Here is a 21,831-nt window from a genome sequence, read left to right as displayed (position 1 = left end):
TTGCGACCGCCATCTCAGTTCGTTGACCCGGGAGTCATTTTGTCTTTTTCAATCTCAGTGGAGCGCCTGGTTGAGCGCTGGCAGCAGGAAGGGCTGATCGATGCGGTTACCGCGTCGCGCCTGAATGCGGATCTTGAAAAACGAGCCACGGGTTTCAGCTTGGGTGCGGTGCTCGCCACGCTTGGCGGTCTGCTTCTGGGCGCAGCCGTCATCATGCTGGTTGCCGCCAACTGGCAGGATATGCCGCGCCTGATGCGGATCGGGATGGTGCTTGCACTTATCTGGATCGGCTATCTCGGCGGCGCATGGCGACAGGCGAGGGGCGACAAGGTGTTCTCGTCCGCTCTTTATGTCGTCGGTGCCGCATCCTTCGGCGCAGGTATCGCGCTTGTCGGGCAGATGTATCACGTGTCCGGCGATGTTCATTCCGCCGCCGTCTACTGGACCCTGGGCGTGCTTGCGTCAGCCTTCCTGCTGCGTGCGCCGGTTCTGGCTGCATTCGGTGCAGGCGTTGCGTGTTTTTATCTTTCGACATTCGTGTTTGACGGCACATCGGCTGACAATGGTGAGCTGGCCTATCGCTGGATCGGTCCGCTTCTGTTGCTGGTCGGCGTCGGTGCAGCACTCCTCACGCGTTCGCGCCATGCCGCCCATCTCTGGGCCCTGTTCGCAATCGGCTGGGCCTTGCTGGTTTACGTTCAGAATGAAAACGACGTGATCCTGTGCCTCATGATTGCGGTCGGCATCGCGTTGATGCTGGCGGATGCATTTGCACATGACACGATGGAGCGGCTCACCCGCTTCGCGCAGCCGCTGGCTTCTTATGGGCTGATGCTGGCCCTGCTGTCGCTTGGCATTCTGCAGCTCAATCATATGTTCTCTTCGTCAGGCGGCTCTGCCTCGCTCGATCAGGATGTTCTTTATAGTATGCTGATCCTCGGCCTATCGATTGGCGCTATCGCCCTGTGTGGTCGCGACAATGGCGGACTGCGCTCCATCGCCTATGCGGCGTTTTCGTTTCAGGTGCTTTATCTGGCATTCACGACCGTGGGCACGATGATCGGTACGTCGGGCTTCTTCCTGACCGCAGGCGTCCTCGTGCTGCTGCTGGCGGCCTTTGTCCGCCGGATGGAACGGCGGTTCGGTAAAAAACGCGAAGCGGGGAACCAGTCATGAGCAGGAAGTGGCTTTATATTGGTGCTGCCGTCTCCGCCTTGCTGCAGAGCGGCATTCTTTATGCGGGTATCGAACAGCGCGCATCCATATTGCGTTCAGGCCATGAAATCGTGTTGCAGACCGAGCCGGTCGATCCGCGCGATCTGATGCGCGGCGATTACGTCATCCTCGGCTACGCAATTTCCAGTGTCATGGGCAAGGATGTGCAGGGTAAACCCACGGGCGAACCACGAACGGTCTATGTGGCGCTAAAGCCGGATGCAGAAAAGCTATGGCATTTCTCGCGGGCGGCGCTCAGCCCGTTCACCGATCTGGCGCCGGATGAAGTGCAGATTCGCGGCCAGTCGACTTATCCGGTTTCGGGCTATCCGGATCAGACCATCCGCCTCAATTTCGGCATCGAACGCTATTATGTTCCTGAAGGGCAGGGTCGCGATATCGAGATCGGGCAACGTGAAAGCCGGATTTCCGTTGTCGTTGCTGTCGATGACAGCGGCACTGCGGTCATCAAGGCTTTGCGGGACGAAGGGCGGCAACTCTATGAAGAACCGCTCTATTGATCGGTTTTCCAGCGGTTTCGCCACTCTTATATTGCCGCGTCAAGCTGAAGTTTATCTCAGGCTTGGCATGCGCGGAATGATCGCTATATAGAGGGGCAGAGTGCCGGAAGCGTTTCGTCTTGCCAAACCCGGAAAATCTATACCGGGAAGGCGGCTTTTTTCCTTTGAACCGGGAAAATTGGATGATATAGAGACGCGCGCTTTCGAGGGCAGTTCAAGATCTGAGACGAATTTGGTGCGTTCTTAAAGAATGCGCTTCGGTTCAGAAGCGGATATGGCGAAATTGGTAGACGCACCAGATTTAGGTTCTGGCGGGAGACCGTGGGGGTTCGAGTCCCTCTATCCGCACCAACTGCCATAAGGCCAAAGAATTTCTCTCCCGCGTCTTGAGGCAAAATGCCGGAAACGGCGGGACAATGACAAGAAGTGAAGGTTTGAACATGCAGGTTACCGAAACGCTCAATGAAGGGCTGAAGCGCGAGATTAAAGTCGTGGTTCCGGCCGGAGATCTCGAAGCCAAGCTCGTTGAGCGGCTCGATACCGCGCGCGGTCGCGCCAAGATCAATGGTTTCCGTCCGGGCAAGGTGCCTGCCGGTCACCTGCGCAAGATGTATGGCCGTTCGTTCATGGCCGAGATCGTCAACGAAATCCTGAGCGATTCGTCGCGTTCGGTTCTCGCAGACCGTAACGAAAAGTCGGCCACCCAGCCTGAAGTCATCATGTCGGAAGACGAAAAAGAAGCCGAAAAGGTTCTCGACGGCAAGGCCGATTTCGTTTTCTCGCTGAACTACGAAGTTCTGCCGGCAATCGAAGTCAAGGATTTCTCCAAGATCGCCGTGACCCGTGAAGTCGTCGACATCACCGATGAGGAAGTCGATGAGCAGGTCAAGCGTATCGCTTCGTCGACCCGCACTTTTGAGACCAAGAAGGGCAAGGCCGAAAACGAAGATCGCGTCACGATCGACTATCTCGGTAAGCTCGATGGCGAGCCGTTTGACGGCGGCGCCGACAACGACGCACAGCTGGTTCTCGGTTCGGGTCAGTTCATTCCGGGCTTCGAAGAACAGCTTGTTGGCGTCAAGGCTGGCGACGAAAAGGTCATCAACGTGACTTTCCCGGCTGAATACGGCGCAGCGCATCTCGCAGGCAAGGAAGCCACCTTCGACATCAAGGTCAAGGAAGTTGCCAAGCCGAACGAACTCGAACTCAACGACGAAACTGCGACGAAGCTCGGCATCGAGTCGCTGGAGCGTCTGCGTCAGGTTGTTCGCGAACAGATCGAAAGCCAGTACGGCCAGATCACCCGCCAGAAGGTAAAGCGCCAGATTCTCGACGCTCTGGACGGCGATTATCAGTTCGAAACCCCGCAGAAGCTGGTTGACGCTGAATTCAACAACATCTGGCAGCAGATCAACTTCGACCTGCAGCAGGCTGGCCGCACCTTCGAAGACGAAGAAACCACGGAAGAAGCTGCTCGCGAAGAATACCGCAAGCTCGCTGAACGCCGCGTTCGTCTCGGCCTCGTTCTCTCCGAAATCGGTGAGAAGGCTGGCGTAGAAGTGTCGGAAGAAGAACTGCAGCGCGCCGTTTATGACCAGGTTCGTCGCTATCCGGGCCAGGAAAAGGAAATCTACGACTTCCTGCGCAAGACGCCGGATGCCGTGGCTAACCTCCGCGCCCCGATCTTCGAAGAAAAGGTCGTCGATCATCTGCTCGCCAACATCAACGTGACCGACAAGAAGGTCTCGAAGGAAGAGCTGACGGCTGAAGACGAAGACGGTTCGGAAGCAAAGCCTGCAAAGAAGGCTGCACCGAAGAAGAAGGCCGCTCCTAAGAAGAAGGCCGACGAAGACAAGTCCGAAGAGGCTTAATCTTTTCTATCTAGCGAATTTGGAACTGGCCGCGCATTGCGCGGCCTTTTCCGTTTCAACCCACGGATAAACGGCTGAAAAGCTTGCATCCATGGGGGCTTTGCTCTAGCCAGTAATCAATCCGTTTTTAGCTCAATCAGAATATTTGCGAGCCAGCATGTCCCTTATTGATACGCGCATACCGGAACCGAAACGCTTCATCTCCGGCGCCACCGGCGACTGGGAAGTCGTCATCGGCATGGAAGTCCATGCGCAGGTCACGTCCGAGTCGAAGCTGTTCTCCGGCGCTTCCACGTCGTTTGGTGCCGATCCGAACGCCAATGTGTCTCTGGTGGATGCCGCCATGCCGGGCATGCTGCCGGTCATCAATCTGGAATGCGTCAAGCAGGCCGTCCGCACGGGCATCGGTCTCAATGCCCAGATCAATCTGAAGTCGGTGTTTGACCGCAAGAACTACTTCTATCCCGATCTGCCGCAGGGCTATCAGATTTCGCAGTTCAAGCAGCCGATTGTCGGCGAGGGCAAGATCATGATTTCGGTCGGCCCCGACAATAAGGGCCAGTTCGAAGATGTGGAGATCGGCATCGAGCGCCTGCATCTGGAACAGGACGCGGGCAAGTCGATGCACGACCAGCATCCGACCATGTCCTATGTCGATCTGAACCGCTCTGGCGTGGCGCTGATGGAAATCGTCTCCAAGCCGGACCTGCGCTCGTCGGATGAAGCACGCGCCTACCTCACCAAGCTGCGCACGATTGTCCGCTATCTCGGCACCTGCGACGGCAATATGGACGAAGGCTCCATGCGCGCCGACGTCAATGTTTCCGTGCGTCGTCCGGGTGGCGAGTTCGGCACACGTTGCGAAATCAAGAACGTCAACTCGATCCGCTTCGTTGGTCAGGCCATCGAATATGAGGCCCGCCGTCAGATCGCCATTCTGGAAGATGGCGGTTCGATTGATCAGGAAACGCGCCTGTTTGATCCCGTGAAGGGCGAAACCCGTTCGATGCGCTCCAAGGAAGAAGCGCACGACTACCGCTATTTCCCAGACCCGGATCTGCTGCCGCTCGAATTTGATCAGGCCTTTGTCGATGCGCTGGCTGCCGAACTGCCGGAACTGCCGGATGAAAAGAAGCAGCGTCTGGTCGAAAAGCAGGGCATTTCGATCTACGACGCCTCTATTCTGGTCACGGAAAAGGCGATTGCCGACTATTACGAATCTGTCGCTGCCGGTCGCGATGGCAAGGCTGCGGCCAACTGGGTCATCAACGATCTGCTCGGCGCGCTCAACAAGGCGGGCAAGAGCATCGAGGAATCACCGGTCAGCCCGGAACAGCTCGGCGCGGTGATCGATCTCATCAAGGACGGCACGATTTCCGGCAAGATCGCCAAGGATCTGTTCGAAATCGTCTGGAACGAAGGCGGAGACCCGAAGAAGCTCGTTGAAGAACGCGGCATGAAGCAGGTCACCGACACCGGCGCCATCGAAAAGGCTGTTGACGATATCATTGCGGCCAACCCGGACAAGGTCGAACAGGCCAAGGCCAAGCCGACGCTGGCCGGCTGGTTTGTGGGACAGGTCATGAGGGCGACGGGCGGCAAGGCCAACCCACAGGCTGTTAATGATCTGGTTAAGGCCAAGCTCGGGATCGAGGAGTAATGTGGGTTCGAAGCGCCACCGAGGCCGATCTGAAGGCAGTGCACGAACTGCTGGTTTCGACCTGGCACGCGACTTTCGACGACATTCTGGGCCGGGAGATGGTCAACGCCGTCACCGGCCAGTGGCACAGTGTTGCCGCGCTGAAAGCCAATCTGCGCAAGCCTTATTCGGAATTCATCGTCGCCGATAACGGCGAGGGTGGCATTGATGGTATGGCCTTCGCCAGCCAGTCCGAGGAAGGCAAGGTATCGCTGCACCAGCTTTATGTGCGCCCCGACGTGCAGGTTCAGGGCGTCGGCACGATGCTGCTTGCGGAAATCGAAATGGCTTTCCCGGATGTGCGCACGATCAAGCTCGAAGTCATCGAGAAGAATGCCAAGGCGGTGAGGTTCTACGAACGCAAGGGCTATGTCACGGTCGGGCGCAACGAAGATTGGGGCGATCCGAATTGCAAGGAACCCGTTCTGGTCATGGAAAAGTCGCTCGAGGGCTGGAGCGTGTGACGCTCTTCATACTCTTGTGACAGCGGCAACTTGACCCTTGCCTTGATCGGACGATAGGGCCATAAGCAAGAATAAAGCGGCAGTTTCGGCTGTCTGCGAGATGATGGATCTGGAAAAGGCCATGATGAAATTTCTTACGCAAGTCTTCACCTGGTGGAATGGCCAGACGCTCGGCACCCGCCTTCATACGTGGCGCAAGGGCGAGCGCGTCGGTGAGGACGAGTTCGGCAATATCTACTATCAGGGTGGCAAGGACTCCGAAGGTCGCACGCGCCGCTGGGTCATTTTCAATGGCTATGCGGAAGCGAGTGCAATTCCTGCGGGCTGGCACGGCTGGATGCATCATCGTGTCGATACGCCGCCAAGCAAGGAAGACTACAAGCCGCGCGACTGGCAGAAGCCGCATTTGCAGAACCTGACCGGCTCCCCGCTCGCCTATCGTCCCAAGGGCTCGATTGCGCGTCCGGGTACGGAACCGGCCGAGCGTCCACGTGTGACGGGCGAATATGACGCCTGGACGCCGGGTAATTAAGACTGACAAAGTTTACGATCCGGCGTGATTTTCACGCCGGATTTTCTTATTTGCCGTCGCCTTGCTTGTTTTTTCACTTAAAAAGCCGGGATAGACAGGCGACGAGGGTGTGATCGTGGCATTGCAACTTGCAGCAGAGCAACGAATCGTCACATTTCATGCCTAGGAATTATTCCAGTTTATTCGACAAACTTTGATGCGGGTTTCCGTTTTGACGAAGCATTCCCCCGGCACGGCTGGCAACGGAAAGAACAGAATCAAGAAGGCTGCATATGTGGCCCTGATTTCGCTTTTTTACCGCTGTTGGCAGCTTGCACGCTGCTCAGGCAGAACGCATTTCCAATCCGGTCGCGGAGTTTTCGGGGCTGGATAAGATTACAGGCCGCATTACGACTTTTGACGTCTATATCAATGAGACGGTTCAATTCGGCGCGCTTCAGGTGACGCCGAAGGTTTGCTATTCCCGCACCGAAAATGAAGCGCCGCGCACCGACAGTTTTGTCGAGGTTGAGGAAATTACGCTGGATCGCAAAATACGCCGTATCTTCACCGGCTGGATGTTCGCAGACAGTCCCGGTCTCAACGCCGTTGAGCATCCGATCTATGACGTTTGGCTGAAAGACTGCAAGCAGAAGTCCGACGTTCCGGCACCGGCGGCAAAGCAGAACTGATCAAACCACCTTCCGACAGTTAGAAAAGGGCAATACCTTCGAGGGCTTGCTCGAGAATTTTCTCGTATTTCTTGCGGGGAACTTCGATTGCACCGAACCGCTCTAGATGCGGCGTGGTGAATTGGGTATCGAGCAACAGAAAACCCTGCTTGACCAGATGTTGCACCAGATAAGCAAGGCAGACCTTTGAAGCGTCACGCTTGCGTGTGAACATGCTCTCACCGAAAAATGCCCTCCCGAGCGTCACGCCATAAAGGCCGCCGACCAGCTTGCCCTCGTGCCATGCCTCGACTGTGTGGCAATGTCCGATTTCGAATAATTTGCCATAGGCTTCGCGGATTGGACCGTTGATCCATGTGCGCGCACGTTCGCCGACCCCGCTGGCGCATCCATCTATGACGCCCTCGAAATCGCTATCCAGCCTGATATCGAAAATGCCCTGCCGAATGGTCTTTTGCAGGCTGCGGGGGATGTGGAAACCATCCAGCGGAATAACACCGCGTTTTTCAGGGCGTACCCAGAAGACCTCTGGATCATCCGCCTCTTCGGCCATCGGGAAAACCCCGGTGGCGTAAGCGCGCAGGAGCAATTCCGGTTCGATTATATAGTCGTCCGGTTTTGCTCCTGCAGTCACTTATTTAAGCGCCTTCGTTCTCAGACTGGCTGGCCAGATATTTTTCCAGCCAGTGGATATCATAGGCACCATTGGCGATGTCCTGATTTCCGATCAGCTCCTGGAACAGGGGCAGGGTCGTCTTGACGCCATCCACCACGAATTCGTCCAGCGCACGACGCAGACGCATCATGCATTCGACGCGGTTGCGTCCGTGCACGATGAGCTTGCCGATGAGGCTGTCGTAATAAGGCGGAATGCGATAGCCGGAATAAACGCCGGAATCCACGCGGATGCCGAGGCCACCAGGCGTATGGTAGTGGGTGATGAGACCCGGCGATGGCGTGAAGGTGCGCGGGTCTTCGGCATTGATGCGGCATTCAATGGCATGGCCAGAGAAACGCACATCTTTCTGCTTCACCGAAAGGCCGAGACCCGCAGCGACACGAATCTGCTCATGCACAAGATCGATGCCGGTGATGGCTTCCGTGACCGGATGCTCCACCTGCAGGCGGGTGTTCATTTCGATGAAATAGAACTCGCCGTTTTCATAGAGGAACTCGATCGTGCCCGCACCGCGATAGCCAAGCTCGGCAACAGCGTTGGCGCAGATCATGCCGATCTTGTCGCGCGCTTCCGAATTAAGAGCCGGAGAGTTGGCTTCTTCCCAGACCTTCTGGTGACGGCGCTGCAAGGAGCAGTCGCGTTCACCCAGATGGATCGCGTTGCCCGCACCATCGCCCATGACCTGAACTTCGATGTGACGCGGCTTTTCGAGATATTTCTCGATATAGACGGCATCGTCACCGAAAGCGGCAGCAGCTTCTGAGCGAGCGGTTGCGAGCGCAACCGACAGGTCTTCCTCGGTACGCGCCACTTTCATGCCGCGACCGCCACCACCGGCCGAAGCCTTGATGATGACCGGGAAGCCGATTTCCTTGGCCACGCGGGCAGCTTCAACATCGTCGGTGATGCCGCCATCGGAACCAGGAACGACCGGAATGCCAAGGCGCTTGGCTGTGCGCTTGGCTTCGATCTTGTCGCCCATGATGCGGATATGCGAGGCGGTGGGGCCGATGAAGGTGATGTTGTGTGCTTCGAGAATTTCCGCAAACTTTGCGTTTTCGGACAGGAAGCCGTAGCCCGGATGGATCGCATCGGCGCCGGTGATCTCGCAAGCAGCAACGATCTGATGAATGTTCAGATAGCTGTCGCGCGAGGGCGGCGGTCCAATACAAACACTTTCATCCGCCAGACGGACATGCATCGCGTCGGCATCTGCCGTGGAGTGAACGGCGACCGTCTTGATGCCCAGTTCCTTACAGGCTCTGAGCACGCGAAGAGCGATTTCGCCACGATTGGCTATGAGGATCTTTTGAAACATGCGCTTGCTGCCAGTTCCCGTTTCGTGAAGTGAAGACACGTCAAACAATGGTTGTGCGACGCTTATTCGATCACGACGAGCGGTTCGCCGAATTCAACCGGCTGGGCGTCATCAATCAAAATGGCCTTGACCGTCCCGGCGCGCGGGGCGGGGATCTGGTTCATGGTCTTCATGGCTTCGATGATGAGGAGGGTCTGGCCTTCCTTCACCTGTGTGCCGACTTCGATAAAGTTGCGGGCGCCCGGTGCCGGAGCGAGATAGGCGGTGCCAACCATCGGCGAAGGAACGGCATTCTTTGCCAGTTCAGCCTTGGTCGGCTCGGCGGCTGCCGGAGCGGCGGCAGGCGCTGCAACAGCAGCCGGTGCTGCGGCCGGATAAACGGTCGCTGCGGCTTGAACCGTTACATTGCGCGAAACGCGGATGCGCAGATCGCCATGTTCGATTTCGATATCCGTGAGGTCGGTATCGTTGAGGATATCCGCCAGATCGCGGATGGTTTCTTTGTCGATGACAGTGTTTTTGCTGGACATATCAGGCCCCTTTTACGCTTTGCCCGTTGTGTTCTTGTTCTTTGGCAATTGCCGCGAGCGCGCGTAGGCCGAGCAGATACCCTTCCGCGCCAAAGCCGCAAATGACGCCTTTGGCGACTGCGGATACATAAGAGTGGTGCCGGAAGGCCTCACGCGTATGAATGTTCGAAAGATGCACTTCCACAACCGTGACCTTTGCAGAGCGGATCGCGTCGTGAATGGCAATTGAAGTGTGGCTGTAGGCCGCCGGATTGATCAGGACATAGGCGTCTTTCTTGCCCGCTTCCTGAATCCAAGTGACCAGATCGCCTTCATAATTGGATTGGCGGAAATCAACGTCAAGATCGAGAGAACCGGATTCTGCGCTTGCAAGCCTCTTCAATGTCGGCCAGCGTCGCAACGCCATAAATCCCCGGTTCACGCTTTCCCAGAAGATTGAGATTGGGACCGTTTAGAACAAAAACCGTCTTTGCCATTGTGTCCGCGCCAAATCCTTTGCAACCGATATCGTGTTACCACGAAAATTTAGTAACACTTCGCTTTCCATATAGAGAGCTTGGATGCAAGCCGAAACCCTATAATTCAGTGCAGATGTCCTGCCTGACCGGTTTTTCCCGCTATTCTTTGCGAGATGCACCGGCATTGCGGCATATTTGCTTTAATCGCCGGTTATCACCGAGTTTTGATAAGTCTGTGCCCGAAACGCCTGTCAGGGAAAAGCGTATCGGGCACAGGTGTCAGTTTTACTTCTTGGCGGCGGTACGTGCTGCGGCGATTCTCTCCACCAGACCATCGACACCGATGGCGCCCGGCACCAGCTCGCTGCCGATGATATAGGACGGCGTGCCGGTGATGTTGAGCTGCGTTGCCAATTGATAGGTATCCTGGAAAGCGCCGGTGATCGCCGGGTCTTTCATCTTTTCGCGCAGTGCGGTTTCATCGGCGCCAAGTTTGACGGCATCGGCAATCGCAGATGCCTCGGTCGCGCGCTCCTGTGCGCCCAGCAATACGCCGTGGAATTCAGCATATTTTTCCGGCATCAGCGCCTTGAAGGCCTGCGCAACAATATGCGCCTTCACCGAATCCGGGCCGAGGATCGGGAATTCCTTCATGACGAAACGAACATTCGGATCGTTTTTCAGGATGGCCTGCATGTCGGGCAGGGCGCGCTTGCAATAGCCGCAATTGTAATCGAAGAACTCATAGACGGTTACGTCGCCGTTCGGATTGCCAAAAACTGCGTCATGCTCGGGGTGGTAAAGTGCGCTCTGGTTGGCAGCCAGCACCTTCTTGACCTGCTCCTGCGCGTCATGCGCCTGCTTGGTTTCGAGCGCGGTCTGCACTTCCAGCATCAGTTCTGGGTTCTTGAGAAGATAGTTGCGCACCACATTTTCAATGGCTTGCTGGTTAAGCGGTGCTTCAGCTGTTACTGCCGCTGCTGCTGGGGCGACGGGCGCAGCCGAATGGCGCGACAGACCCGCACCATAGCCAAGAGCCAGCGCTGCCAGACCGACAATGCCGCTTGCCAGCGTGATGGAAACTGCGTTCTTCATCTTCAAATTCCAATCCGTTTAAAAATACGCCCTGCCAGGAGGACTATGTCGGGCGTTATTTGCTTTTCTTCGTATTGATAATGTCCTGCGCACGCAACCAGTCCGGCGAGCCGGATTTCAGCTGCTTCTGTGCGCGGATTGCGAATATTTGGGCATCCTGAAGTTTGCCCGCATAGAAGTTCATGTCGGCGGTTGCGAGGTCTGCAAGGCCCATATTGCCCTGCTGGCCATAGGCCTGCGCGAGATATCCATAGCCGCCCGGAAACTCGGGATCGGAAGCAATGCCCGCTTTGATCTCCTTGATCGCGGTTGGCATGTTCGCCTTTGTGCCCGTCAGCATGAGTGCCCGTCCGTAGCTCATGCGCAGCAGCGGAGACTTGCGTGGGTCGAGCGATACGGCGGTCTGGAAAGCCTTTGCTGCGCCGGCGGCATCATTCGCCTTGATGAGAACTTCGCCGCGCATTTCAAAGAAATAAGGGTTCTTCGGCTGTTCCTTGATCAGCGCGTCGAATTTGGGCTGGGCGGAACGCGCAGCACCGTTCAGATAGGTGGTGATGGCGCTGCCATAGCGCGCCGGAAGCCCGCCGGGATTGCTGCGAAACATGCGTTGCAGCGCGCCCATATTGCCCGAATAAGCGGCAATCTTGGCGCGTGCCATGTCGTGACGCAATTGAAGTGCGGGCGAATCCGTCTTGTTGAAGTTTGGGCTCTTCTTGGCCAGTTCTTCCAGATTGGCGATACGTTCACGCGGAAGCGGGTGGCTGATGCGATATTGATCGATCTGCGTGCCTGACAGGGAGAGGGCGGAGGCAAAACGCTGGAACGTGTCCAGCATTCCCTTGGACGACTGCCCGGTCGCATTGAGATAATTGACTGCCATACGGTCGGCGGTCATTTCCTCGGTACGCTGATAGCTGAGCAGGCTGCGCATTGCCGCCTCGGCGCTGCCAAGCGCGATGCCGCCGCCTGCACCGGCTGCAGACCCGCTGCCTGCTGCTGCGCCTGCAACGCCTGCGCCCACGCCGAGCAACATGCCGATCACCGCCATGGTCCGCGCGCGGCTCAACTGTTCCCGCAGGCGATCCTGATGCCCGCCCGCCAGATGGCCCGCCTCATGCGCGATCACGCCGATGATTTCATTGGGCGTATCGGCCTGCATGATCGCGCCGGTATTGATGAAAATGCGCCGCCCATCGACAAAGGCGTTGAAACTCGGCGAATTGACGAGGATGACGCGCACGCCACGGCTGGAAAGACCAGCGGCCTTCAGGATCGGCGCGGCATAATCTGAAACCAGTGCTTCGATTTCCGCGTCGCGCACGATCGGTACACCACGCGACTGGGCGGATGCAGGCATAACTCCCGTCACTGCCACGGCAAGTGCTGAAAGTGCGGCCACAGAACGGCGGACAAATCGTCCAAAGGATAAGGTTCCAGTCGGGAACGGCGCGATCAATGCTGCCATAATGCTCGTCGTCCTCCTCGTCATTTCATGCGAATCTCGCATCGGTTCATTCATCGTATCGGGAAACAAGTTCCGGTTCAGGACCTTATAGCCGTCTCAGCGCTTTTTAAACGATATCTCGACAAGGCAGCATGATCTTAAAAGTCGGATATCGGGCGTGCAATCTCTGCCGACTTTGATATCCGGTCAATTCCGATATTGTTGCCATCAATCTGTAGACCCCAAAGCGCGTTATGACTGCGCTACCGGTGTCGTTTACAAGCATTCATCCAAGACAATGTACCCAATTTCCTAAAAGCGCTGTTGCTTTAGCAATCCGGCGTTTATACGGCGGTGATGTTGTGTTGTGTCCGTGCGGCGGCTCCAGCGGAGCGCCTGCAATGTTCTGGAGGTAAAGTTGATCAGTCTTTCTAGCCGCAGCGCGGTTGAGCCATTCCACGCCATGGATGTTCTGGCCGAAGCCAACCGCCGCCGCGCGGCAGGTCATCCGATCATTTCGATGGCGGTTGGCCAGCCCGCAGATCCGGCACCGCAAATCGTGCGGCAGGCCGCCGAACAGGCGTTGAAAGACGGGCGCATCGGCTATACCGACGCGCTGGGGCTGGTTGAACTGCGTGAAGCGATTGCCACGCATTATGCCGATCATTACGGCGTTTCCGTTTCGGCAGATCGAATAGCGGTTACGACCGGCTCTTCGGCGGCCTTCAATCTGGCTTTTGTCGTCTATTTCGATCCAGGCGACCGGGTGGCGATCACGCGCCCGGGCTATCCGGCTTACCGCAATATTCTGACAGCGCTTGGGCTGGAAGTGGTGGAAATCCCAACCGGCAATGGCTCATCGGCGGCGCTGACTGCCGAGGCTTTGGCGGCTGCGCACGCCGAAAAGCCGTTGAAGGGCGTATTATTTGCAAGCCCGGCCAATCCAACAGGCGCAGTCATTGCCAAGCCTGAACTGAGGGCGATCATCGATACGGCCCGTTCGCTTGGCATTCGCGTGATTTCGGACGAAATTTATCACCGGCTTTCCTATGAAACCGACGATGTGACGGCGCTTGAAATCGCCGACGATGTCACGATCATCAATTCGTTCTCGAAATATTACTGCATGACGGGTTGGCGTATCGGCTGGATGGTTCTGCCGGAGGGCGATGTTCGCGCCATCGAACGGCTGAGCCAAAGCCTTTATATTTCCGCGCCAGAGCTTTCGCAGCGCGCGGCCATCGAGGCTTTCCACGCCACTGCCGAACTGGAGCGCATCAAGGATCGCTATCGCCAGAACCGCGCCATCCTGCTGGAACACCTGCCGCAAATGGGGCTGAAACTCGCGGCACCGATGGACGGTGCATTCTACGCTTATTGCGACGTTTCACGCTTCACCAATGACAGCATGGAATTTGCGCGCAAGATGATTGCCGAGATCAACATCGCCGCAACGCCGGGCCGCGATTTCGATCCGCTGGATGGCCACCGTACCATGCGCTTTTCCTATGCTGGAAAAGTCGAGGAAATGCAGGAAGCGGTTCGCCGCCTGGAAGATTGGCTTCCGCAACAGTCAGCCTGAAACCAAAGATGCAAAAAAAACCGGCGTTTCCGCCGGTTTTTTTTATTTCTGATGTTCGGGCAGAGCTTAAAAGAAACCCTTCTTCTGCCACCAGCCGCCACGCTTCGGCTTCTGTTCGTCACTCTCGCTCGATGTGACGACAGGCTCAACATTCTTGGCCGGTTCTTCGATCACAGCCACTTCGGTTTCGACTTCAACAGCTTCGGCAGCGCCTTCTTCAACCTCTACCGGCTTGGCAGCTGCTTTGCGGGTGCGGCGCTTCGGCTTATCAGCTTCCACGGCTTCAGGCGCTTCTACGGCTTCCGGTGCGGCGTCGTCGGCCTTCTTGCGAGACCGGGTCTTCCGGGCTGGCTTGACAGGGGCTTCTTCGACTTCTGCAGCAACCACCTCATCTGCGGCTTCCTCAGTCTTTGCAGACTTGCGGGCACGCGGCTTGCGGGCAGCCTTGGCTGGCTTTTCGGCTTCAGCCGGCGCTTCGGCAGCTTCCGTTGCAACAGCAACCGCTTCCACAACCTCAACAATTTCGGCCTTGGCAGCGACGACTTCGGCTGCAGCAGCTTCAATAGCGGCCTCGGCCTTTACCGGCAGAACAGGCGTGTAGCCGACAAACTCCGGATCAGGAACCTTGCGACCGCGCACCTCGTCTTCACGACGATTCTTGCGTCCACCGCGACGGCCACGACGGCGCTTCTTACGGCGATCATCGTCGCTCAAAGCGGCATCCGACCGCGGTTCAGAAGCTTCATCGCCTTCATCCGCATCGTCTTCGGCATCTTCGGTGGCAGCATTGTCCTGAGCGGTCTGTTCGCGGTTGTCGCGATCCTTGCCGCCACGACGGCGACGACGGCGACGACGCTTGCGGTCGCCTTCCTCGCTGCGCTCTTCCCGAGCCGGCGCTTCGGCCTTGACGTCTTCTTCTTCCTCGTCTTCCTCGACCGGAATTTCAGGATCTTCGATGTCGTCTTCGATATAGGCCATCGGCTGGACAGGAGGCTGTGTCACCGGACGGGTGGACGGCGCGCCCTTGTCGATCGCAAAATGCTGGTGACCGACGCTTTCATCGGCGTCGATGCTGATGGCGACGCCAAAGCGGCCTTCCAGATCGGCCAGCAACTGGCGCTTGTGGTTCAGCACATAAAGCGCCGAAGCCGCTGGCGTGCGAACATTGATGTCAAAGCCCGAATGACGCAGCAGATAATCTTCAATGCCGCGAATGATATGCAGCGCCATCGACGAGTCCGAGCGGACATGGCCGGTGCCGCCGCAATGCTGGCAAACCTGCATCGTGCTTTCCAGCACCGATGCGCGAATGCGCTGGCGCGACATTTCCAGAAGGCCGAAATGCGAGATGCGACCAACCTGAATGCGGGCGCGGTCGTCCTTCAGGCAGTCCTTCATCTTCTTTTCGACAGCGCGATTGTTGCGCTTTTCTTCCATGTCGATGAAGTCGACGACGATCAGGCCGGCAAGGTCGCGCAGGCGCAGCTGGCGCGCCACTTCTTCGGCTGCTTCCAGATTGGTCTGGAGCGCGGTGTCTTCGATGGAATGTTCGCGCGTCGAGCGACCGGAGTTGACGTCGATGGCAACCAGCGCTTCAGTCTGGTTGATGATCAGGTAACCACCCGATTTCAGCGTCACCTGCGGCAGCAGCATGCGGTCGAGCTGGGCTTCGACGCCATTGCGTGTGAAGATCGGCACCTGTTCGCGATAGGGCTGGACCACCTTGGCATGGCTCGGCATGAGCATGCGCATAAAGTCCTTGGCCTCGCGATAGCCGTTCTCGCCGGAAACGAGGATTTCCGTGATGTCCTTGTTATAAAGGTCGCGGATCGAGCGTTTGATCAGGCTGCCTTCTTCGTAGACGAGGGACGGCGCCGTCGACTGCAAGGTCAGCGTACGGACATTTTCCCAAAGGCGCATCAGATATTCGTAGTCGCGCTTGACTTCCGCCTTGGTGCGATTGGCGCCAGCGGTACGCAGGATCACGCCCATGCCCTGCGGCACTTCGAGTTCCTTGACGATTTCCTTCAGTCGCTTGCGATCCTGCGGTTGGGTGATCTTGCGGGAAATGCCGCCCCCACGCGCGGTGTTCGGCATCAGCACCGAATAACGACCGGCCAGCGACAGATAGGTCGTGAGAGCAGCGCCCTTGTTGCCGCGCTCTTCCTTGACCACCTGCACCAGCAGAATCTGGCGGCGCTTGATGACTTCCTGAATGTTGTACTGGCGGCGATGGGTGCGGGTATGCGTCGGCAGTTCTTCCAGCGCATCTTCCGAACCGACCGATTCGACCATGTCTTCTTCATGCTCGACATCGTCTTCGTCGCCATTGTCGATGGCTTCCGAAATCACGTCGCCCTTATGCGACAGGGCGCTTGCAGGTGTGCCAGGCACATAATTCGCAAAACCGGGACCGACGGGCTCGGCTGCGGGCAGGCCGTTATCCGATGCGCTGGCCTGTCCCTTGTTCTGGTTGTCGCGTCCACCGCGGCGGCGATTGCGACGCGAGCGGTCATTCGACCGTTCACCCGAACGCTCGCCAGAGCGTTCGCTCTTGGCGCGCGGCTCGTCATCATCGTCGTCTTCGGCGCGCTGCGCCTTGGCTTCCGCTTCAAGCAGCGCCAAACGATCCGCGACCGGAATCTGGTAATAATCGGGATGGATTTCCGAGAAGGCGAGGAAACCGTGACGGTTGCCGCCATATTCCACAAATGCAGCCTGAAGCGAAGGTTCGACGCGCGTGACCCGCGCGAGGTAGATATTGCCTTTCAGCTGCTTCTTGTGTTCCGACTCGAAGTCGAATTCTTCAATCTTGTTACCGCGCGTAACAATGACGCGGGTTTCCTCCGGGTGGGAGGCATCGATGAGCATTTTGTTGGACATTAGTGTCTTTCCTACCGGCGCGAAGACGCAAAACACGTGCGCCGGAGGAAGCCCTGAAGGCTGCCGACCTAACCGTATTGCATCTGCCGGATGGTTCTGGGTTCGCCGGAACATAAGCTGCTGCCTTTACGCGCGACGGCCACGTGGCGATCACGGTCTTTAGGCTTGCGATGGTCAGTCTTACTAGACCCATAGCTGTTCCGAACGAAACGACCTCAATATATGACCCGGAGACCGGGCCGATTTCATTGCTCTTCTCGAGCGTTAAAGCGCCGTGCGTCTAACTGGACGCACAAGGACACCTTAAATTCTCAAATCCACGCACCGTTCTATCCTGAAGCCGGACCCGGCTTTAAGTTCGATGCGGTGGCGACAGCGCGTAACAATGCGCAATCGACCAATCAAAAGTGGAGGGCGGGGGAGCCACATCTCCACTGAATTCTGTTCCGGCCACCGGGACTGTGAGCGTATAAACCACTGTTCTCGCTCTCGTTCTCTCCGGTCATATTCGAAAACCGGCAAACGATTCTGACAGCTAACCCGTAACCTGCATTAGCTTTTATGGCGTCGGATGCATGATGACAAGTACGAATATCAGTTGACATTCGCATCGCAATTTCGTCGTAACCCGAATGTAGGTCATATTCGCGGCTCAATTGCGGCTGGAAATCCTTCGTTAACCGTAGTTCTGTACGACAGTTTCATGAGTTGCGTGCAGCGGGTCGGGTGGACAGTTGCGCATTGAGGCGCACATAAAAGCGCGGGCATCGCTATTCGGTGTCACCAATTCAATATTATTCGATCGTGATGGCGAATGCATTTTCGAAACGGTGAAAAAGCAACGACAATCTCTGCAACTGTGCGGCAATGGCTGGCGCTTGCGGTCTTTCTCTTTGTGGGGCTCTTTCAGGTGGGCGCCGCTCTGGCCGCCGATCAGTCCGGACAGCCGCTGACGGCGCTCACTTTTCGCATGGCAGGCGATGATCTGCGCACCCGCATCGTCGTGATGTTCGACCGCGAGCCGGAACTGACGACGCGCCTTTTCGACAATCCCCATCGTCTGGTGATCGAGTTGCCCGAAACCCGTTTCGGGTTCGACGAAAAGAGCCTTGAAGCCAGAGGTCTGGTTTCCAATGTTCGTTACGGACTGGCGGGGAAGGGGCGTTCGCGCCTTATCCTGACCTTGCGTGGCCCCTTCAAGGTGGAAAATCTGCGCGTTTTGAAAAATGAAAGCGCGTCGGGTTATCGTCTTGTGGCGGATATGGTCGCAACGTCCGACCGGGAATTCACTGCACAACTGCAAGGGCGTTCGGAAATCACGAGTTCGACCGAGCGCAAGGCTGCGCTTTCTGCTCAATCAACCAAGATCGAGACCCGACCGTTTACGGTGATGATCGATCCGGGCCATGGCGGCATCGATAGCGGTGCTGAAAGCCTGAGCGGTATCAAGGAAAAAGACCTGACGCTCGCCTTCGGTGTCGAATTGCGCGACCGTCTTGCGCAGGAAAAGAACATTCAGGTTCTGATGACACGGGACGACGATACTTATCTTCGCTTGTCCGAACGCGTCCGCATCGCCCGCCAGCATGAGGCCGATCTGTTCATCTCCATCCATGCTGATACGATCAATCAGCAGGATATTCGCGGCGCGACGGTCTATACGATTTCCGACAAGGCGTCGGATGCGGTAGCGCGCGCCATGGCGGAACGTGAAAACAAATCCGACAATCTGGGAGGCACCGCGCCGGAAGAAGTGCCGGAAGTTGCCGATATCCTGCTCGATCTGACGCGCCGCGAGACCCATAGCTTCTCGCTGAGCTTTGCGGAAAAGGTGATCGCACAATTGCAGGGGCAGGTTAATCTCATCAACAATCCGCACCGTTTTGCCGGATTTCAGGTGCTGCGCGCCCCGGACGTGCCTTCTGTATTGATCGAAATCGGCTATCTGTCGAATGCAGAAGACGAAAAACTCATAAGCAACCCGGAATGGCGGAAAAAACTTGCTGACCGACTTGCTTTGGCAATCAAGTCGTTCGAAACGTTACGGCGCCCGGCAATCGTAACAAAAGGTTGAGCACCAGCACGACGATGCATGCATGCAACAGTTTGTCGTATTTTTATTCCGGGACCGAGCCTAAAGATGTTAATTCTGTTAAAACGCATAAACGATCTTGCGTTTGACGCATTTGATGGTCACTAAGCCTGATACCATGAACCTTACGGGGCTCGTGGGTTGGCGGTTGGCGCATTGACGCTTATCATGGGCATAATCTGACGGCAGGATTCCGCAAATATGGTAAGGCTTATCGGTTATTTCTTCGGGATTGGTACGGTGCTGATGCTTCTGGCAGCAGGCGGCGTTGCCCTTTACGTCGGAAGCCTTAGCAAAGATTTGCCCGATTATGAGGTGCTGGCGAAGTACGAGCCGCCGGTCATGACCCGCGTTCATGCATCGGACGGCAGCCTGATGGCGGAGTTCGCGCGCGAGCGTCGCATGTACTTGCCAATCCAGGCTGTGCCGAACCGGGTCAAGGCTGCGTTCATCTCCGCCGAAGACAAGACCTTCTACGAACATCATGGTCTCGATTTCGGTGGTCTGGCACGCGCCGTTATCACCAACGTCAAGAATATGGGCTCGGGTCGCCGCCCGATGGGCGCATCGACCATCACGCAGCAGGTCGCGAAGAACTTCCTCCTGTCCTCGACCCAGACCTATGACCGCAAGATTCGTGAAGCGATTCTGGCCATGCGTATCGAGCAGGCCTATTCCAAGGATCGCATTCTCGAACTCTATCTGAATGAAATCTTCTTCGGCCTTGGCTCTTACGGTATCGCCAGCGCGGCACTGACCTATTTTGACAAGTCGGTCGGCGAACTGAACATCGCGGAGAGCGCGTATCTCGCAGCACTTCCGAAGGGCCCGAACAATTATCATCCCTTCCGCCAGCCAGCCCGCGCCATGGAACGCCGCAACTGGGTGATCGATCGTATGGCCGAAAACGGCTATATCACGACAGCGGAGGCGGAAGACGCGAAGAAGCAGCCGCTCGGCGTCACATCGCGCAGCGATATGCACTATGTCTTCGCATCGGAATATTTCACCGAGGAAGTGCGCCGCCAGATCATCCAGAAATATGGTGTCGACGCCCTGTATGAAGGCGGCCTGTCGGTCCGCACGACACTGAACCCGACCTTGCAGGTCGAAGCACGCAAATCACTGCAGTCTGCGCTTCTGCGCTATGACGAGGCACGCGGCTGGCGCGGGCCGTTGAAGAATGTCGATCTCGGTAATGATTGGGGCACCGCCTTCGGCGACATGCAATCCTATTCGGATGTTCCGGAATGGCAGCTCGCCATTGTGCTGAATGTTTCCGCTGCCGGTGCCGATATCGGCCTCCAGCCGGAAGTCGAAGCGTCCGGATCGCGCAGCAAGGAGCGCAAGCGCGCCTTTATCACCGCCGACGACATGAAGTGGGCGATGCGCGTCACCAATATCGATGGCAAGCGCAGCAGTGCGAAGTCGCCGGAAGGCGTGCTTAACACTGGCGATATCATCTATGTCTCGAAGGAAGGCAACGGCTATCGGCTTCAGCAGCCGCCGAAGCTTGAAGGCGCTCTCGTCGCCATGGACCCGCATACGGGTCGTGTTCTGTCGATGGTCGGCGGCTTCTCCTATGCGGAATCGGAATTCAACCGCGCCACACAGGCCTATCGCCAGCCGGGTTCGTCGTTCAAGCCGTTCGTCTACGCTGCGGCGCTCGACAATGGTTATACGCCTGCTTCCGTGGTTCTGGACGGTCCGCTGGAAGTCAATCAGGGCGGTACGCTCGGTGTCTGGGCGCCGAAGAACTATTCGGGCAAATTCGCCGGTCCGTCCACGCTTCGCTACGGTATCGAGCAGTCGCGTAACGTCATGACCGTGCGTCTGGCACAGGACATGGGCATGAAGCTTGTCGCTGAATATGCCGAACGTTTCGGCGTTTACGACAAGATGCTGCCGGTTCTCTCCATGTCGCTCGGCGCGGGTGAAACCACCGTACTGCGCATGGTAACGGCCTATTCCGTCATCGCCAATGGTGGCCAGAGCATCACGCCGTCGATGATCGACCGTATTCAGGACCGTTACGGCAAGACCGTGTTCAAGCACGATGCGCGCCAGTGCGAAGGCTGCAATGCGCAGGATTGGGCCAATCAGGAAGAACCGACACTGATCGACAATCGCGATCAGGTGCTGGACCCGATGACGGCCTATCAGATCACATCAATGATGGAAGGCGTTGTTCAGCGCGGCACGGCGCAGATTCTGAAGAGCCTCGACCGTCCGCTGGCTGGCAAGACCGGCACGTCCAATGACGAAAAGGACGCATGGTTCGTCGGCTTTACGCCGGACCTCGTGGTCGGCGTATTCATGGGCTACGACACGCCGACATCGCTCGGACGCGGCAATACCGGCGGCGGCTTGGCCGCTCCTGTGTTCAAATCCTTCATGGAGCAGGCGCTGGCTGGAACGCCCAAGGTGGACTTCCGCGTACCGGAAGGCATGACGCTGATTGCGATCAACCGCAAGACCGGTATGCGCACCAATGAGGGTGACCCGAATCTGATCATGGAAGCCTTCAAGCCGGGCACGGGACCATCCGACAGCTATTCGGTCATCGGTATGGATTCGTTCCGTGAAGGCGCGCCTGTCGCACCGCAATCGCCGCAAGCAACCCGTGCAATCAACTCCGGCTCGGGCGGACTTTACTGATCCGGTTACAGGGCTTTGGCCTTTACACAGCGTGGCCGCGTCACTATGGTCCGCGGCGCTTGGACAGGCTGTCCGACGCTGGAAATGACGAGCCGGGCTTTGCGTCCGGTTTGGTTTCC

The 21,831-nt window shown here is 57.2% G+C and carries 15 protein-coding genes, 1 tRNA gene and 3 pseudogenes; 12 read left to right on the top strand and 7 right to left on the bottom strand.

Annotated features, from left to right (window positions below):
• Window positions 1-39 precede the first annotated feature (39 nt).
• From QLQ11_RS03765 to QLQ11_RS03730, 8 genes and pseudogenes are all read left to right on the top strand, one after another.
• The gene (locus QLQ11_RS03765; protein WP_121535991.1) at window positions 40-1,176 is read left to right on the top strand and encodes a DUF2157 domain-containing protein; all 1,137 of its coding nucleotides are present in this window, start codon (window positions 40-42) and stop codon (window positions 1,174-1,176) included.
• Window positions 1,173-1,736: a GDYXXLXY domain-containing protein gene (locus QLQ11_RS03760; RefSeq protein WP_121535994.1), complete on the top strand. Its 564-nt coding sequence runs from the start codon at window positions 1,173-1,175 to the stop codon at window positions 1,734-1,736. The genes QLQ11_RS03765 and QLQ11_RS03760 overlap by 4 nt, the downstream gene beginning before the upstream one ends.
• 268 nt (window positions 1,737-2,004) lie before the next feature.
• Window positions 2,005-2,087 (top strand) — tRNA-Leu (locus tag QLQ11_RS03755).
• Window positions 2,088-2,176: 89 nt separating this feature from the next.
• A complete protein-coding gene (tig, locus tag QLQ11_RS03750; RefSeq protein WP_268967053.1) occupies window positions 2,177-3,607 on the top strand; it encodes a trigger factor in 1,431 nt (476 codons plus the stop codon).
• A gap of 157 nt (window positions 3,608-3,764) precedes the next feature.
• A complete protein-coding gene (gene gatB, locus QLQ11_RS03745; protein WP_121536000.1) occupies window positions 3,765-5,267 on the top strand; it encodes an Asp-tRNA(Asn)/Glu-tRNA(Gln) amidotransferase subunit GatB in 1,503 nt (500 codons plus the stop codon).
• Entirely contained in the window at window positions 5,267-5,770 is a 504-nt protein-coding gene (locus QLQ11_RS03740; protein WP_121536003.1) for a GNAT family N-acetyltransferase, read from the top strand. Before gatB ends, QLQ11_RS03740 begins: the two co-directional genes overlap by 1 nt.
• A gap of 121 nt (window positions 5,771-5,891) precedes the next feature.
• On the top strand, window positions 5,892-6,302 hold the full coding sequence (locus tag QLQ11_RS03735; RefSeq protein WP_167836027.1) for an NADH:ubiquinone oxidoreductase subunit NDUFA12: 411 nt from the start codon (window positions 5,892-5,894) through the stop codon (window positions 6,300-6,302).
• Between the two features lie 196 nt (window positions 6,303-6,498).
• Window positions 6,499-6,973 (top strand): annotated as a pseudogene (locus tag QLQ11_RS03730) (DUF2155 domain-containing protein).
• A gap of 19 nt (window positions 6,974-6,992) precedes the next feature.
• On the opposite strand, the gene aat reads toward QLQ11_RS03730, so the two are convergent.
• From aat to QLQ11_RS03700, 6 genes and pseudogenes are all read right to left on the bottom strand, one after another.
• Window positions 6,993-7,562 (bottom strand): leucyl/phenylalanyl-tRNA--protein transferase, encoded by a 570-nt coding sequence (aat, locus tag QLQ11_RS03725; protein WP_109370214.1) that lies wholly within the window; start codon window positions 7,560-7,562, stop codon window positions 6,993-6,995.
• Window positions 7,563-7,611: 49 nt separating this feature from the next.
• Window positions 7,612-8,970, bottom strand: coding sequence for an acetyl-CoA carboxylase biotin carboxylase subunit (gene accC / locus QLQ11_RS03720; RefSeq protein ID WP_121536006.1), 1,359 nt, complete (start codon window positions 8,968-8,970; stop codon window positions 7,612-7,614).
• 62 nt (window positions 8,971-9,032) lie between these two features.
• Window positions 9,033-9,500 (bottom strand): acetyl-CoA carboxylase biotin carboxyl carrier protein, encoded by a 468-nt coding sequence (accB, locus tag QLQ11_RS03715; protein ID WP_121536009.1) that lies wholly within the window; start codon window positions 9,498-9,500, stop codon window positions 9,033-9,035.
• Between the two features lies 1 nt (window position 9,501).
• A pseudogene (aroQ, locus tag QLQ11_RS03710) lies at window positions 9,502-9,976 on the bottom strand (type II 3-dehydroquinate dehydratase).
• 267 nt (window positions 9,977-10,243) lie between these two features.
• Complete coding sequence (locus QLQ11_RS03705) at window positions 10,244-11,053, bottom strand: DsbA family protein (RefSeq protein ID WP_121536015.1); 810 nt, start codon at window positions 11,051-11,053, stop codon at window positions 10,244-10,246.
• 55 nt (window positions 11,054-11,108) lie between these two features.
• On the bottom strand, window positions 11,109-12,518 hold the full coding sequence (locus QLQ11_RS03700) for a M48 family metalloprotease (RefSeq protein ID WP_121536018.1): 1,410 nt from the start codon (window positions 12,516-12,518) through the stop codon (window positions 11,109-11,111).
• Window positions 12,519-12,915: 397 nt separating this feature from the next.
• Here QLQ11_RS03700 and QLQ11_RS03695 point away from each other — a divergent pair, with 397 nt between their 5' ends.
• Window positions 12,916-14,079, top strand: a complete 1,164-nt coding sequence (locus tag QLQ11_RS03695; RefSeq protein ID WP_121536021.1) for a pyridoxal phosphate-dependent aminotransferase — start codon at window positions 12,916-12,918, stop codon at window positions 14,077-14,079.
• 66 nt (window positions 14,080-14,145) lie between these two features.
• On the opposite strand, the gene QLQ11_RS03690 is transcribed toward QLQ11_RS03695, so the two are convergent.
• Complete coding sequence (locus tag QLQ11_RS03690; protein ID WP_121536024.1) at window positions 14,146-16,962, bottom strand: ribonuclease E/G; 2,817 nt, start codon at window positions 16,960-16,962, stop codon at window positions 14,146-14,148.
• A 2-nt stretch (window positions 16,963-16,964) separates the two neighbouring features.
• Here QLQ11_RS03690 and QLQ11_RS03685 point away from each other — a divergent pair.
• The 3 genes and pseudogenes from QLQ11_RS03685 to QLQ11_RS03675 form a co-directional block, all read left to right on the top strand.
• Window positions 16,965-17,144: pseudogene (locus tag QLQ11_RS03685) on the top strand (hypothetical protein); the annotation flags it as partial.
• A 632-nt stretch (window positions 17,145-17,776) separates the two neighbouring features.
• A complete protein-coding gene (locus QLQ11_RS03680) occupies window positions 17,777-19,036 on the top strand; it encodes an N-acetylmuramoyl-L-alanine amidase (protein ID WP_121536027.1) in 1,260 nt (419 codons plus the stop codon).
• Window positions 19,037-19,255: 219 nt separating this feature from the next.
• Window positions 19,256-21,712 (top strand): penicillin-binding protein 1A, encoded by a 2,457-nt coding sequence (locus QLQ11_RS03675; RefSeq protein WP_121536030.1) that lies wholly within the window; start codon window positions 19,256-19,258, stop codon window positions 21,710-21,712.
• The last annotated feature ends 119 nt before the right edge of the window (window positions 21,713-21,831 follow it).

The sequence above is a fragment of the Ochrobactrum sp. SSR genome, assembly GCF_030067775.1.
GTDB lineage: Bacteria > Pseudomonadota > Alphaproteobacteria > Rhizobiales > Rhizobiaceae > Brucella > Brucella teleogrylli.
This window is presented reverse-complemented; position numbering and strand designations above follow the sequence as displayed.